Origin of the sequence: Acaryochloris sp. IP29b_bin.148, assembly GCF_028285565.1 — a bacterium.
GTDB lineage: Bacteria > Cyanobacteriota > Cyanobacteriia > Thermosynechococcales > Thermosynechococcaceae > Acaryochloris.
Genome location: NZ_JANQOY010000083.1, coordinates 1 through 14,444, shown reverse-complemented (window position 1 = coordinate 14,444; position 14,444 = coordinate 1). Strand labels below are relative to the sequence as shown.

Annotated in this window: 12 protein-coding genes; 7 read left to right on the top strand and 5 right to left on the bottom strand. The window is 47.6% G+C overall.

Annotated features, from left to right (window positions below):
* Positions 1 to 57 precede the first annotated feature (57 nt).
* Positions 58 to 438, bottom strand: coding sequence for a hypothetical protein (locus tag Q0986_RS07810; protein ID WP_299407441.1), 381 nt, complete (start codon positions 436 to 438; stop codon positions 58 to 60).
* A gap of 213 nt (positions 439 to 651) precedes the next feature.
* Here Q0986_RS07810 and uvrB point away from each other — a divergent pair, with 213 nt between their 5' ends.
* A complete protein-coding gene (gene uvrB, locus Q0986_RS07805) occupies positions 652 to 2,658 on the top strand; it encodes an excinuclease ABC subunit UvrB (RefSeq protein ID WP_299407437.1) in 2,007 nt (668 codons plus the stop codon).
* A 271-nt stretch (positions 2,659 to 2,929) separates the two neighbouring features.
* Positions 2,930 to 5,107, top strand: a complete 2,178-nt coding sequence (locus Q0986_RS07800; RefSeq protein WP_299407432.1) for a HAMP domain-containing sensor histidine kinase — start codon at positions 2,930 to 2,932, stop codon at positions 5,105 to 5,107.
* Between the two features lie 34 nt (positions 5,108 to 5,141).
* Here Q0986_RS07800 and Q0986_RS07795 read toward each other — a convergent pair whose 3' ends face one another.
* Positions 5,142 to 6,713, bottom strand: coding sequence for a serine/threonine protein kinase (locus Q0986_RS07795; protein ID WP_299407427.1), 1,572 nt, complete (start codon positions 6,711 to 6,713; stop codon positions 5,142 to 5,144).
* 395 nt (positions 6,714 to 7,108) lie between these two features.
* Between Q0986_RS07795 and Q0986_RS07790 the strand changes: the two genes are divergently transcribed.
* Positions 7,109 to 8,356 (top strand): 4-hydroxy-3-methylbut-2-enyl diphosphate reductase, encoded by a 1,248-nt coding sequence (locus Q0986_RS07790; RefSeq protein WP_299407422.1) that lies wholly within the window; start codon positions 7,109 to 7,111, stop codon positions 8,354 to 8,356.
* Between the two features lie 15 nt (positions 8,357 to 8,371).
* Here the strand turns inward: Q0986_RS07790 and Q0986_RS07785 are convergent, their stop codons facing one another.
* The 3 genes from Q0986_RS07785 to Q0986_RS07775 all read right to left on the bottom strand — a co-directional run bounded on the left by Q0986_RS07785 (position 8,372) and on the right by Q0986_RS07775 (position 10,854).
* Positions 8,372 to 8,938 (bottom strand): hypothetical protein, encoded by a 567-nt coding sequence (locus Q0986_RS07785; protein WP_299407417.1) that lies wholly within the window; start codon positions 8,936 to 8,938, stop codon positions 8,372 to 8,374.
* A gap of 11 nt (positions 8,939 to 8,949) precedes the next feature.
* The gene (locus Q0986_RS07780) at positions 8,950 to 9,969 is read right to left on the bottom strand and encodes a response regulator transcription factor (RefSeq protein WP_299407414.1); all 1,020 of its coding nucleotides are present in this window, start codon (positions 9,967 to 9,969) and stop codon (positions 8,950 to 8,952) included.
* Between the two features lie 381 nt (positions 9,970 to 10,350).
* Positions 10,351 to 10,854, bottom strand: a complete 504-nt coding sequence (locus Q0986_RS07775; protein ID WP_299407411.1) for a pentapeptide repeat-containing protein — start codon at positions 10,852 to 10,854, stop codon at positions 10,351 to 10,353.
* Positions 10,855 to 11,229: 375 nt separating this feature from the next.
* Here Q0986_RS07775 and Q0986_RS07770 point away from each other — a divergent pair, with 375 nt between their 5' ends.
* From Q0986_RS07770 to Q0986_RS07755, 4 genes are all read left to right on the top strand, one after another.
* Positions 11,230 to 11,442: a hypothetical protein gene (locus tag Q0986_RS07770; RefSeq protein ID WP_299407406.1), complete on the top strand. Its 213-nt coding sequence runs from the start codon at positions 11,230 to 11,232 to the stop codon at positions 11,440 to 11,442.
* The gene (locus Q0986_RS07765) at positions 11,439 to 13,196 is read left to right on the top strand and encodes a bifunctional diguanylate cyclase/phosphodiesterase (protein ID WP_299407401.1); all 1,758 of its coding nucleotides are present in this window, start codon (positions 11,439 to 11,441) and stop codon (positions 13,194 to 13,196) included. Before Q0986_RS07770 ends, Q0986_RS07765 begins: the two co-directional genes overlap by 4 nt.
* A gap of 489 nt (positions 13,197 to 13,685) precedes the next feature.
* Positions 13,686 to 13,883: an electron transporter gene (locus Q0986_RS07760; RefSeq protein ID WP_299407396.1), complete on the top strand. Its 198-nt coding sequence runs from the start codon at positions 13,686 to 13,688 to the stop codon at positions 13,881 to 13,883.
* A 214-nt stretch (positions 13,884 to 14,097) separates the two neighbouring features.
* Positions 14,098 to 14,444: ATP-dependent metallopeptidase FtsH/Yme1/Tma family protein (locus Q0986_RS07755; protein ID WP_299407392.1), on the top strand; the 347-nt coding region annotated here is incomplete at its 3' end.

Sequence of the window (14,444 nt, the reverse complement as noted above, 5' to 3'; positions counted from 1 at the left end):
GAAGCTGGACTAACTGAGAGTGGTCTGGCTTCAGGCTCCCAAACAAAATTGAGCGAATTAATACATGTTGTCGATTAATGAGCTGGAAAGGGTATTCGCGCCTCTCCCATAACCGCTGACCATCACAGTGACGCGCTTATTGGCCCGATAGCGTTTGGCAAATTGAGAACAATCGATGATGGCAGAGTAATCCTCACTGTCGGCAAATACAAAAGGGGTATTGTTGATGCGCACTTCCGGTTCACGAACGCTTAGCCCTTCTCGTCGCAGGGAAACAGCGGCTTTTCGCATACATTCCCATTGATTTAAGCGGATTGTGCTGTAGCGGTAAAAAAGGGCGGGACCCGCAAAGGCACCAAAGGTGCTGACGGCTTGAACACCCACAGCGACAGTGGCCATCACCAGTGCTTTGGCAGAAATCTGATTGAACTTAGACATAATGTACTTCTCCTTTCTGTGACTCAGGCAGAAAGCATGAATCCTCTATTGTTTTCGCCTGCTTTAAATTGAGTCCTTTGATATATCTAATCTAGATTTCGCGGATTGACTTGCACGTGACAACTGTCACGGGTTGTCGTTGTCCTCCGTCATGCGGCTGCCGTCCATTGACAAAATTCGGCATTATAAAGAGGCAGCCACCTCCTCGACCTGATGACCGCTTTTGACCTCCATGCTCCCTTTGTGCCTACGGGCGATCAACCACAAGCCATTGAAAAATTAACGGCATTGCTTCAATCCGATCAGCCGCGACAAACCCTATTAGGGGCGACGGGGACCGGTAAAACCTTCACAATGGCCAAGGTAATTGAAGAGATTGGTAAACCCACGCTGATCCTGGCCCATAACAAAACCCTAGCGGCGCAGCTTTGCAATGAAATCCGCTCCTTCTTTCCCAATAATGCGGTGGAGTATTTCATTAGCTATTACGACTATTACCAGCCAGAAGCCTATATTCCCGTCACGGATACCTATATTGAAAAAACGGCTTCCATCAATGAAGAAATTGATATGTTGCGACATTCAGCAACGCGATCGCTCTTTGAGCGCCGCGATGTGATCGTGGTGGCTTCGATTAGCTGTATTTACGGGTTGGGGATTCCTTCTGAATATCTCAAGGCCTCGATTCCCCTGAAAGTGGGGGCTGAAGTGGATCAGCGCCAATTGCTGCGCAGTTTGGCTGCCGTGCAGTATACCCGCAATGATGTGGAGTTGGGACGGGGGCGGTTTCGAGTTAAAGGGGATGTGTTGGAGATTGGTCCTGCCTACGAGGACCGAATTATTCGCGTGGAGTTTTTTGGGGATGAGATTGATGCCATTCGCTATGTTGATCCGGTGACAGGAGCCACCTTACAGAGTTTGGACGGTCTGAATGTTTATCCTGCTCGCCACTTTGTCACCCCAACGGAACGATTGGAATTGGCCGTTGAAGCGATTGATACGGAGAGAAAAGCCCAAGTTGAACACCTAGAAGAAACGGGGAAACTCTTGGAGGCTCAGCGCTTAAATCAGCGCACTCGCTATGACTTGGAAATGTTGCGAGAAGTGGGCTATTGCAACGGCGTAGAAAATTATTCGCGGCATTTAGCGGGTCGGCAAGCAGGTGAACCACCCGAATGTCTGGTGGATTATTTTCCCAAGGACTGGCTGTTAATTGTCGATGAATCCCATGTGACGGTGCCCCAAATCCGAGGTATGTATAACGGTGATCAGGCCCGTAAGAAAGTTCTGATTGATCACGGGTTTCGGTTGCCCAGTGCGGCGGATAATCGGCCCCTGAAGTCAGATGAGTTTTGGCAAAAAGTAAGTCAGTGCGTGTTTGTGTCCGCAACGCCGGGTTTGTGGGAACTGGAACTATCGGAAGACCGAGTGGTTGAACAGGTGATTCGACCGACAGGAGTGGTTGATCCAGAGATCTTTGTGCGGCCAACCACGGGCCAAGTGGATGATTTATTGGCTGAAATTCAAGAGCGGGTAGGGCGGCAAGAACGAACTTTGATTACCACTTTAACCAAGCGGATGGCAGAGGACCTGACGGAATACTTTGAGGAGCGAGGGGTACGGGTGCGCTATCTGCATTCAGAGATTAATGCGATTCAGCGGATCGAAATTCTGCGAGATTTACGCCAGGGCGTATTTGATGTATTGATTGGGGTCAATCTATTGCGAGAGGGCTTGGATTTGCCTGAGGTGTCTCTGGTGGCGATCTTGGATGCGGATAAGGAGGGGTTCCTGAGAGCCGAGCGTTCCCTGATTCAAACCATTGGCCGGGCAGCTCGCCATGTGCGGGGACAAGCCATCCTCTATGCCGATAATTTGACGGACAGTATGGAGAAGGCCATTTCCGAAACAGAGCGTCGTCGTACGATTCAGCTGGCCTACAATCAAAAGCATGGCATCACGCCGCAACCCGTTAAAAAAGGCTCTGACAATGCCATTTTGGCTTTTCTGGAAGTCTCCCGCCGTCTTAATACTCAAGAACTGGAAGATGCCTACGAACAGGTCGATGATTTGCCGTTGGAGAGCGTGCCAGAGTTAATTACTCAGTTAGAGGCCCAGATGAAAGAAGCGGCAAAAAATTTGGAGTTTGAGGAGGCAGCGAAATATCGCGATCGCATCAAGCATCTCCGATCCAAACTGTTAGGTCAACAGTCATCTTAAATCCATCCCACATCTGGGGCACTCTCTCACCTGAGATTGTCGAGTGTCCACGCATGTGCTCTCGCGATGATCTTCCAAGAACTCGGGCAATCCGTGAAATAATAGGGGCAGAGTGATTCAGGATGTCCTTTTAATTTCTCTATTAAACGTTTTTAAGCCTCCCTTGTCGCTTCAATATCTGCATATTAGCCCTGAAATCTTCTTTTATATCTCTATATCAAGACCGATATTGGCAGATCTTTCGATCCGATCATGAATCGAGAATAGTCCTGTGTTATTTGAACAAACAACGGTTGGTGAGTTCTTGCAGCAGACGTTAGTCTGTGGTGCCCAAACTCCCATCCAGGAGATCCTAGATTTACTACAGCACCAAGATGCTGTATCGCCCTCTGCGCAGGATGATGGGGGGGGCGATGGGGGAGGGGTGGATTTATCCCAATTAGTGGTGGTTAATGCCCAGCAACAGCCCATTAGCTTGATTCCTGTGTCGCAATTTATCCATCTATTTTTTGCAGAACAACCCGCCACACATGCCGTGTCTCCTCAGCAGCCCATTACCGAATGGGAAGATTTGCATAATCACCCCTTGCAATGTGTCGCCGCAACGGACTCGCTGAAGCAATTTTGGCAATACTTGCAAACGTTTTCCCAAGATCTCAGCTTGTCTTGGGCCATTGTTGAAGCGGGCACAGGCCAATATTTAGGTTTATTAGATACACCTAAGTTAGTTCAGTTCCTGGCCCATCATGCGCCCTTAAGCGTTGCCATCAAGTTTTCTTCTGACTTAAAAAGTTCAGTGCCGCCAGCCTTGGCGTTGTCCGATTCCTCTTCCGCTTCAATCAATTCCTCTGCTCCGCCAGAACCACGACCGACGACACCCGTCTTGAGTGCTGAGCTGTTGGCAGAAATTAGTCATGAACTCAAATCCCCACTGACGGCAGTTCTGAGCTTATCCAACGTCCTCAGTCATCAGGGGATTCAGAATTTATCGGAACGTCAACTTCAATATGTGCAGTTAATTCATCAGAAAAGCCAGCAACTGATGGGTATCGTCAATACCTTACTGGATTTAACGCAGCTGCCCTCCCCAACTCAGCCTGGATCCTACTCTGCCGTTAACCTAGATCTGCTGTGTGCAGATGCGATCGCACAAGCGAAACGACATTACCTGCAAGCACAAGGCATATCCGATCCCGCTACTCTCTCGATTCAGTACACTCTCCCGGAACAACCGGGCCTGCTGGCCACCCATGAACGCAAGTTGCGTCAAATTCTGGTGCATCTGCTTTGTAATGCCCTCAATCTTACCCAGGGGGCATCCACCGTTCAATTGAGGATTAAGCAATGGCAAGGCTGGGTGATCTTTACGATTCAAGATCAGGGGGCCTGTATACCGGCTTCCCAACAGCCCTTTATCTTCCAACTTCCCCAAGCCTGGACCCATCCTGATCATGAACAGCTAGGCAAAACAGGACTTGGCTTGATTCTCGCTCAACGATTTGCGGAGCAGCTATTCGGTGATATTACCTTTATGTCGGGTCCAGAGCGAGGCAACCGCTTTTCGGTCTATGTGCCCACCGAGGCTGCCCGCCAGACCTCAACAGCCTGTACGAGAGGATTGATCCTGATTATCGCCACTGAGCCAGCCCTGATTGACCAATTACATCAGCACCTTTCCCATCGATCCCTACAGACGGTGATTGCTCGGTTGGATCAGGATGCCCTCCAAAAAATTGCACGCTTTAACCCCCAAGCCATCCTCTTGCAAACCACCTTAACGACGGGCGAGACATTGACGACGCTGAGGCAATGCGATCGCACGCCCCCTATCTTGTTAATGGGCAACGAAGCCGATGATCTGCAAGCTCTAAAGACAGAGGCTGATGGCTATTTAAACCAAGACGCTCTCACTCCCGGCTTGGATCAATGGTTAGATCAGTGGCTGGATATCTCCCTCACCTCTTATACGGACAAATCTAAGCCGATTGATCCGAGTCAGGGAGCCTCTTCTCCCATTGCCTTATCTACCCCGCAAAAGCTCACCGCACTTCATCTTGATGGCACTCCAGACCTAGCCGATAGCGCCTTGCCGATCGATATCAACTCGGTGTTTTACGATTATCAATGGCGAGTCGTATCCACCACTACTTTGGAAGAAGCAGAGTGGTTGGCGAGTATTTGGCAACCCAACATTATTCTCTATACGGCCCATGATCCTGATCCCTTATTGGCCATCGCTCCTGACTCACCTTTGGTCCGCTATCCCTTTGTGATTCTTTGTCCTGAGGTGCAACAGATGGTCCACCAACGGAGCGATCTAAACATTTTGACGAGTGCTACCCCTGCCCCACTCAAGGCGACGTCTAACGTCTCAAACATGACGTCTGGCTTATCAGAGGTTGCGTCTTTGCTACAGGTGTTGAATAATCTCACCATTGCCTCAGAGTAGCAGAGTAGCCCTAATGAGACTCATAAGCCGGACATTATTGATAATAATCAGGGGGTGGGTCTGCTGGTGGCGGAATCGTGATATCAGGCGTGGAAAAGGGATCAAAGGAGGAAGGACTCGTCTCGGAGGTCTCAGGATTTGGATCGGAGATCTCAGGATAGGGCTCCAACGGGGGTGGCACGGCAGGGCTCTCTGTGTCTAACGGATCAGGCTCGATCGCATCAGGGGCAAGGGGGGCCGGTTCGCGCAGGTCAGGAGGGGACTCGATACCGCCCTGGTCATAGCGAGGATTGAGGGTAGGATCCTCTGGGGTAGGAGAATCAGGGGATCCAACTTGTGTCTCCGCAGGGGGAGGGAACGTCTCTAACTCTGGATCCGTGGGTTGTGTCTTTGGCAAGAACAGTTCCTTCTGAATAGGAGGATTCTTCGCGGGGACCTGCGGATTTGTAAACTGATTTTGGTAATGGAACCGTAGCAACAGCCCAAAGGCAATCCCGACAACACCAGAGACCATTGAACAAATCATCAGAACCCGGAACGGGAAGCGAGGGGGGACTGGATAAGACTGAAGGCGAGTAGAAGACACCGTCTGGGCTTGCTCCTGAAGAAGGACAGTCATTTCTTCTGAAGAGGGTGTAGTCACGATCTCTTCAGTATTAGCGGTGGAGGGTGCCTGGTCGGGAGAAGCCTCTGAGGCTGGTGATGGCGAAGGAGGACCCTCGGATCGTGCGGGGGAAGTAGGGGAAGCTGGGCCTATGTTACCCGATTCGGCTGAAAAACGTGCAGCGTCTACGTGAGCTTTAGGCAGCAGGTTGATCCACTCAGCCACCGATGAGGGGCGGTGATGGGGCTGCATCGCCATGCCGCGAAGAATCGCCATTGCCGTAGCCTGACTTAAACTCGGATGCTGAGGGTCTAAGCGAATATGCTGTCGCTGGCTAGCCGCAATCGGTACCTGACCCGTTGCCAGCGTATAGAACGTGGCTGCTAATCCATAAATATCCGTTGTAGGTTGGCCTTGAGGTTTCTCAGGGGCAGCATAGGCGTGAGGGTTGGCATCGGCTGTACCCTTAGGTGTACCCCCAGGGGGACTGAAGTCCCAACGCATATTCACCAATATGGGGTGGTGAGTCTGAGGATGCACGACCACATTCTCAGGGTGAATATTGCCATGTAGGAGATGATGCTGATGGAGGACAGCCAAGCCATTGCCAATTTGGATGATCTGGGCAATCGCCTCTGCTTCTGATAACGGTTGATTACGGACTAGCGTGGCCCAAGTCTGCCCTGATATCTTCTCTTTCACTAGAAAAGGTAGAACCGACTCGACAAAAACATCTTGGATGGTCTCAAGATGAGGGTGTTGAAGGGATCGTTGTGCCTGGGCTTTGTGAAGAAAAGCCTGACGTTGACGTGCAATGGCACTCGGTTTCTGCCGAGAGGGATTGAGCGTTTTAAGGATGACAGTTTTCTGGCTAGGTAGATGAGTCCCTTCATAGGTCAATTCCCAGCCATGATGCGCCAGTAACTTCTCCAATCGATAATGACCGTTTCGAAGCAGGGTACCCAGCGGGAGCAGCATCATTGTCGGTAGAGATGGGCTCATGATTTATGCCTGCGGAGAAGAGCATCTAGCTTTTGAAGATGAGCAAAAAACGTTGAGGGTTCCCTAGCAAATATCATCTCTTCAAAGCTTAAAATAATTCCTTGGTCAGGTTCAAGGGCTGAAATATCCTAAAAATTTTCAAAACATCAGTTTCCGAAAGGACCTGAGGGTGTTTTCGATGGAAAAGTAGATGAGAACGTCTACTTTTCCATTTGTAGCATGGACGGTGAGGGCAGTTTGAGACCCAAACTTCTCTTCTAATCTGTGCCCATCCCAGTATGATGTAAGAATTGATATCGTCGCAGTGGCTATCTGCTAGCCTCACTTAGCGTCTTATCGTCCTTTTGGGGATGAGTCTGTCGGTCTTTAATTCCCGTAGATGCAGGAATATATTCATGGATACAAAAGCCTTTAAGCGATCACTGCATAAGTCTGAGCAGTACCACCGAACCGGATTTGGTCATGATCAAGCCGTAACCAGCCTGCTTCAATCTGAATATAATAGCCACCTCATCCAACAAATTCGAGACAATGGTTACCGTCTGCAACAAGGAGAGGTCACGATTCGTTTAGCGGAGGCCTTTGGATTCTGTTGGGGTGTTGAGCGAGCGATTGCATTGGCCTACGAAACCCGTCGCCAATTTCCACAAGAGCGCATTTGGATCACCAACGAAATTATTCATAACCCTTCTGTGAATCAAAATTTACGGGATATGGCCGTTGAATTTATTCCCGTTCAGTCGAGTGGACAGAAGGACTTTTCCGTGGTTGCGCAGAATGATGTAGTGATTTTGCCGGCCTTCGGGGCTAGCGTCCAGGAGATGCAGTTGCTTAATGATAAGGGCTGCACGATTATGGACACTACCTGCCCTTGGGTGTCTAAAGTTTGGAACTCAGTCGAAAAACATAAGAAAGGGGCATATACTTCAATTATTCACGGTAAATACAAACACGAAGAAACAATTGCGACTAGCTCCTTTGCAGGGACTTATTTAGTGGTTCTAAACCTGGAAGAAGCCGAATATGTGGCGGACTATATTCTGAATCCAGGTGATACGCCTCAAGAACGAGAAAGTCGCCGTACAGAGTTTATGACTCAGTTTGCAAATGCTTACTCTCCTGGGTTTGACCCAGAGACGGATTTAGTGCGTATTGGCATCGCTAATCAAACCACAATGCTCAAGGGAGAAACTGAGCAAATCGGTAAACTCTTTGAACGGACCATGATGCGTAAATATGGTCCGGCGAGCGTAAACCAGCATTTTCTCAGCTTCAACACCATTTGTGACGCCACGCAAGAGCGCCAGGATGCTATGTTCCAGCTGGTGGATGAACCCCTAGACTTAATGGTCGTGATTGGTGGATTTAATTCATCGAACACGACGCATCTACAGGAAATTTCCATTGAGAGGCAAATTCCCTCCTATCACATCGATAGCGCCGCCCGCATCGGTCCTGGCAATCAGGTTGAGCACAAGCCCCTCAATTGTGATCTGACAATTACGGAAGATTGGCTTCCGGCTGGCCCTCTTGTGGTGGGGATTACATCGGGTGCCTCTACCCCGGACAGAGTCGTATCTGATGTAGTGGCTAAAATCTTTGCAATTAAAAACGCACCAGTTGAAGCATTAGGCTCTTGCTAACCCATCCATAAGGCATTATGAGCGGGTCACAAACAAAATGACGGTAATGATAAAAAAGCAGCTTGCTCCAACAATGGTCATAATGTCGGTGACTCGTTTGACATGGTTGAGGCGTCGATCTAAATGTTGCAAGGCTGAGCGATCGGCATAAATTAAATTGCTCAAATCTTGCATGGAATTTTCTAGCCACTCTATCTTGTTATTATCTCCGCCAGGGGCTATACCCGAAGTCTGTTCTAGCTGCTTTAATTGGCCTCGGTCTTGATGCAGTTGATCTTGCAAATCATAAGTAGTTGCTTCAAAGCTATGTCTCAAGTCCAGCAGCTCTGAATGCAGTTGGGCATATTTAGTCTCAAACTGTTCTTCTAGCTGGGTGTATTGTTCGTGTAGTTGTCCAGGGGCTGAAGAGGTTTGTAAGCGATCTTTAGCCTGACTGAGAGATTGCTCTAATTCTTGTTGAGCTTGAGTGAGTTGCTCAAAATGGGTTTGGAGTTGAGAGAAGTCATCCAACACCTGAAAAGCCTGACTGAATCGGCCTCTTAAGTCTTCTAGTTCTTTCTCAATTTGATCGATTGCCTTCAAAACCCTTCTCCTCAAAGGCTATAAACTTTTTTCTGACTGCCGAGAGTCGCAAACCCAACCTTTAACTCATCAAGCTTTGACTTTAAGGGGTAACGTTCATCAAGTAAAGCCTGTAGCTTCTTGATTTGCCAGGTGATGGTTAGAAATTGAAGACATTCGGGTGATGAGCCAAACACTCGTTCCGCAGTTTGTCCGAGAAGGGTGGAGGAAATCTGTTCTCCTTGCATTTCGATCACTTGTTTGATGCCTGTATAGGCTTCGTCAGTGTTGACTAAATACATCGATCGACAAAACAATAACAGCCCTTCCAAGGATAGCTTCTGTGCCAGAGCTTGTTTAAATCCTTTCCGCCAACAGCTTTGAGCCACTTTATCCTGATGTTGATGCTCGTATAATAAGGTTCCCAAAATATAGTAGGCCAGAACATGATCGGGCTGCTGTTGCAGTTTTTGCTTGAGATGTGGCAGTAATTTTTTGGCCTCTGCGGGAGTTGAGGCAATTGCTTTCAGGGCGTTAACGGTTGAAATATCGAGTGACTGAGGCGCTTGCAAAAGTTCGAGTAATTGGTTCTCAATAGATGTGAGGTTTGCAGTGGTTGGGGCTGCACCTGTAGGGGAGGGATTGCGATTCATTACTTTTTTCAAGAGGCCAGGGCTAAGCTGGGTATACCCCTTATGAACAGAACGAATGGCATCTGCCACTTCCTCTGACGATGCGTTTTTGAGAAGATACCCCATTGCCCCTGCACTTAAGGCATCAGCGATACATTGGTCATCATCGGCACTACTTAGGAGCAATACCTTTGTATTTGGACAGCGCTGACAAATAATTTTTGTAGCAGCTGCACCGTCCACAATAGGCATATACATATCGACCAGAACGACGTCCGGTTGGAGCTGTTCTGCGATTTCAATACCGATTTTTCCATTTTCGGCCAAGCCCACGATTTGAAAGTCAGATTCTGCTTCTAATAAAGCTTTGAGACCCTGACGGATCACTTTTTGATCATCAACTAGGAGGATGCGGATCATTGTTGAAGTTTGGTTTATGCAGAGGGCGGTATATGATGGCTGGCTGAGTTCCTATAACAAGAACTGCCGGATTAAATCGTCATCATCTTAATCAAAATGAGGTTGAAGTCGTTGATCAAGGTGGTGATCTATTTAACTTCTCCCCAAGAAAATACTATCGATAAAAGCTATTTCATTCCAACATGATTGAGAGGTTTTTGGAATCTTGTCCTGTAATTTACTTTATCTCACAATCATAAGCCCCCAGCATTTTGCTGCTGGGGGCCACTCAAACCGTTACGGTCTCAAACACCGATAGAGGAGGCGTGGGCTTTGTTGCGTTGGGCGTACAGGTTGTTGTGGTATGGCATGACCTGGAGAATCTAGGCGGAACCCTGTGCCTTATGGTTCCTGTCGGCAATCTCGAAAACTCAGTTTTCCATCTGGCATGACGGTATTACAGAGGTTAGCACCATCTAAATTAGCGCCGTTGAGATTGGCTCCACTGAAATTGGCTGCCCGGAGCATTGCACCTCGCAGGTCGGCATTGGCGAAATTAGTTTTATTGAGCGTTGCGGCTCTCAGAATCGCTCCTTGCAAATTTACCCCGCTAAAGTCACAGCCGTTTAAGTTGGATACGGATAAATCAGCTTTAGAAAAGTTAGCCCCTGTGACAATGGTGTCTTCAATGCGAGCACTTTCGAGAATCGCCCCCTCTAAATCGGCATTGGTTAGATCCGTGAACTTGATGGTGGAATTGGTTAAGTCAGCATTTTTTAGGTTTGCTCCTTGTAATTCAAAACTACGGAGCGTTGCACCTGCTAAATCACACCCTTCACAGGTTTTGGTTGTGCGTAGTGCTGGAACATTCTTAATGGCTTCTTTAGACAGAGGCCCCATTCTCATTTGAGCTTGTGCAATATCTGGAGGGAGCACGCAGAACCATATCACAACAACAAGCGCGAAGAGCTTTACGACAGCTTTCAACATTCATAGACCTCTTTATAAAGTGGGGGGAGTATGCCAGACTGCGGCAGATTGACCGCCGTTTATTATAGGACTCTGTTGAGTGCTGCACCCTCACTAGGAGACAAATTGTAGGGTTTTGCAATGTAATCTCAACCGTTTAATCGAGTTCAATGAAACTGATGGAAGACTGGCAATCGTTCATTTCTCTCGAACTGGATCAAGGCCCAAAACCTATATTTGCTTATGGACGAAAGAATCAAGGGATAACTGGGGAATAATAGAGGGGAGCTGAGAAAAGGTATCTTGAAAAACATGGAAAATGAAACCGTTTTCCAGTCTGATTTCCAATCTGGTAGTCCTGATGAAGTATCAATCTTGCGTAAACAGCTGGCAATCAGCCTCAAATTCCATCATAGTGATACGTTAGCCAGGTTACCGATCGAAGTTGCGGTTCAGGTTATGGCGGAGGTTTGGGATGCTTGCCACCGCAATAATGGCGTTAAACAGTCAGCGCCTAGACGATGACACAGGCTGTTTTAGCAAGCGTCTTATCGGCTCTAGAGATCTTAGTCTTAGAACATCAGACTAAGCAATCCTTTAAGGTCATTGGCCAGATTCCTTCCTGGTATCAATCTTTAGTCAGGTCAGAGCCCTTTGACCCTGCGACGATCCAGATAACAAATACCTTTCCTTTTCTCACTTATTTTCTTGAGGATGCGTTGCAATTTTGGCAGGTGAGACAGTCAAGTCTCATTAAGTCTGGTTTGTGGATTGAGGTGGATGAGTCTGGAACGGAAATCCCGCTAGAGGCCTTGGCCATTAACATTGTTGATCGCAAGATCTTATTAATTTCTTTGTCTCAGACCACTTATACGGAAAAGTCTGTTCTGATTCAACAAGGTCGAGAGAATGCTCTGGCCCAAAGCGCTGAACGTAAGCGAGCTGCTGAACAGCTTCGTCACAGCATTTTCTATGATTGGCTCACAGAATTACCGAATCAGTCCTTTATTCGGTTGCGACTCGTCGATGCTCTAGCCCAGGTTCAAGAGGATTCAACGTATTCCTTTGCTCTGCTCTATATTGACATTAAGCATTTCAAAGCAATTAATACTCGATTGGGCTTGTGGGCAGGCGATCAACTCCTGATGCAGGTGGCTCAACGCCTATCTGATCAGATCCGATCAGAGGATATTGCTGCTCGGTTTGGAGGGGATGATTTTGTTGTTTTGCTCAAACCCATCGATGGGGAGCAAGAAACGCGACAAGTGACCGATCGCATTCGGCGTCAACTCCTAGCCCCTTATTTGATTCACTCTCAAGAGATTCGCATTCAGCTGGATATGGGAATTGCGATGGGTACCGCATTGTACCAACAACCTGAGGATGTGATTCGAGATGCCTGTACGGCCTTGGAATACGCGAAGGGAGCGGGTGCTGGGGACTATGCTATTTTTCATCAAACGATGCATCTACAGTCTCTGACTCGGATGCAGTTGGAGCATGATCTGTCGCGGGCGATTTGGCAGGATGAGTTGCGGGTTTGTTATCAGCCGATTATTTCTTTAGCGGATGGGTCTCTGCAAGCCTTTGAAGCGCTGGTGCGTTGGCAACACCCAACCTTAGGATTGCTCTCTCCTGATCAATTTATTGCGATCGCAGAAGATAGCGGTTTAATTATTCCCATTGGTGCTTGGATATTGCGAGAGGCCTGTAGACAGATCCAGTCTTGGCGAGAGCGAGTTAATGTGCCACTAACGATGCATGTCAATCTCTCCGCCAAGCAGCTCGATCAATTAGACCTATTCAAATCAATTCAAGCTATTTTGGCGGAAACCCATCTTGAGCCAGCGGGGTTAAAGCTAGAAATTACTGAGAGTATGGTGTTTAACAATCTTGAGTATGCTGCGGCTGTTCTCCGCCAAATCAAGAGCTTGGGCATACAACTGAGTATGGATGATTTTGGGACGGGGTATGCGTCCCTCAGCTATCTCCATCAATTACCCATCGATAATCTCAAAATTGATCGGTCATTTGTGGAGACGATTAATACTTCAGGCGCTGAATCAGAAATTATCCAAGCTGTGATTCAACTCGCTCATAGTTTACAGATTGATGTGGTTGCAGAAGGGGTAGAGACCGTCGAACAGGCCTATCATCTCAAGACCTTAGGCTGTGAATATGCTCAGGGATATTTATTCTCTAGACCTGTTGAGGCCAGCGAGGTAGAGAAATTCCTCGATCGCAATTATTCACCATTGCTAGAAGCGACCTGGATATAGCTCCATCGCCACGGGACCATTTAGGTGCTGGTTGATACCCTGAGTTCCCATTTGTAAACGGGTTGTCTTCGATACCGTTGTGCATTCGGGCCCGAGATCTAGAAATATAGGCTCTCAGAACTAATTATCCTGTGTGAATTGCCTTCCTATATTAGGGGGGTAAGTGGCCTTTTGTAACGAAATGCTTCATTGAATCTGGATAAGACATAGCTATTCGGTTTGTCTGCGTTTTTCCTTCGCATTTTTAGATCTCTTGCTTGCTGTAAATAAACGCATATTAGCGGCTTTTATAGCTGTAAAAGGATCTATTTGATGAATTATTTGATTCTTATCTTGTTTAATTGGTTTTTTTGCCTAATTTGGCTTGAAATAGAGTTTTCTAGAGTTCCGTTGATGTATATCACTATTTATTGATATACGCAATCAATGTTGACATTATGTTACAAAATAGTTAACATGTTTAACATAACGTTACACAAAGGAATCATTATGTTTGCCCCCCTCGTTGTGCTAGTCCGTACTATTGTTGGTCAACCCAAATTTATTAAACTCAGAGGGAAAGCGATTGCTCTGCATTCAAAAGCCATTACCCATTTTTGTCATCAAGTTGGTATTGACCGTAATCGCCGTCAGGGTTGGATTCGACTAGCACGCGATAATGGCAAACGTCTGGGCTTGCTTGCCTAACTGATAGGGAGCTAACGCGGGTTCAGCTGGATAGCAAGCGATGCCCTCGCGTAGACAAATTTTTCGCATCATTTCTAATACAAGCTGGTGTAAACCAAGAGATTAGCGCTCCATCTTGATTGCGCCACCGCTCCTCCCAGATTTCTGCTTTAGTACTAAACGCCTCTCTCTGGATTGCACTCTTCATTCATCTTCGCAACTTAGGATCTTTCCCATGCCTATAAACGATAAACCTCGACGCCCACGTCCAAGTTTTCTCAGTACTGCTTTGTTGTTACTCCCATTAGGACTCATCGTTCTAAATTTAGTCTTTACCTTCGGTAGTGGACAACGGGTTTCCAAAGTGCCCTATAGCTTCTTTCTTGAGCAAGTCCAGGATGAGCAGGTAGCGCGGGTCTCTGTTGGGCAGGATGTCATTCGCTATCAAATTAAGAATGCAGATGGTCAACCCGGCCAGGTGCAAGAAACCACGCCTATCTTCGACCTAGAACTCCCCAAACTACTGGAAGCTAAAGGAGTTGAATTCGCCGCCACCCCTCCCCCCAGCAATCGCTGGTTCAC

Bases quoted from the DNA above. Each gene is read 5' to 3' on its own strand.
- Q0986_RS07765 (WP_299407401.1), top strand. From the start codon at position 11,439: ATGACACAGGCTGTTTTAGCAAGCGTCTTATCGGCTCTAGAGATCTTA.
- Q0986_RS07770 (WP_299407406.1), top strand. From the start codon at position 11,230: ATGGAAAATGAAACCGTTTTCCAGTCTGATTTCCAATCTGGTAGTCCT.
- uvrB (WP_299407437.1), top strand. From the start codon at position 652: ATGACCGCTTTTGACCTCCATGCTCCCTTTGTGCCTACGGGCGATCAA.
- Q0986_RS07780 (WP_299407414.1), bottom strand. From the start codon at position 9,969: ATGATCCGCATCCTCCTAGTTGATGATCAAAAAGTGATCCGTCAGGGT.
- Q0986_RS07810 (WP_299407441.1), bottom strand. From the start codon at position 438: ATGTCTAAGTTCAATCAGATTTCTGCCAAAGCACTGGTGATGGCCACT.
- Q0986_RS07775 (WP_299407411.1), bottom strand. From the start codon at position 10,854: ATGAGAATGGGGCCTCTGTCTAAAGAAGCCATTAAGAATGTTCCAGCA.
- Q0986_RS07790 (WP_299407422.1), top strand. From the start codon at position 7,109: ATGGATACAAAAGCCTTTAAGCGATCACTGCATAAGTCTGAGCAGTAC.
- Q0986_RS07760 (WP_299407396.1), top strand. From the start codon at position 13,686: ATGTTTGCCCCCCTCGTTGTGCTAGTCCGTACTATTGTTGGTCAACCC.
- Q0986_RS07795 (WP_299407427.1), bottom strand. From the start codon at position 6,713: ATGAGCCCATCTCTACCGACAATGATGCTGCTCCCGCTGGGTACCCTG.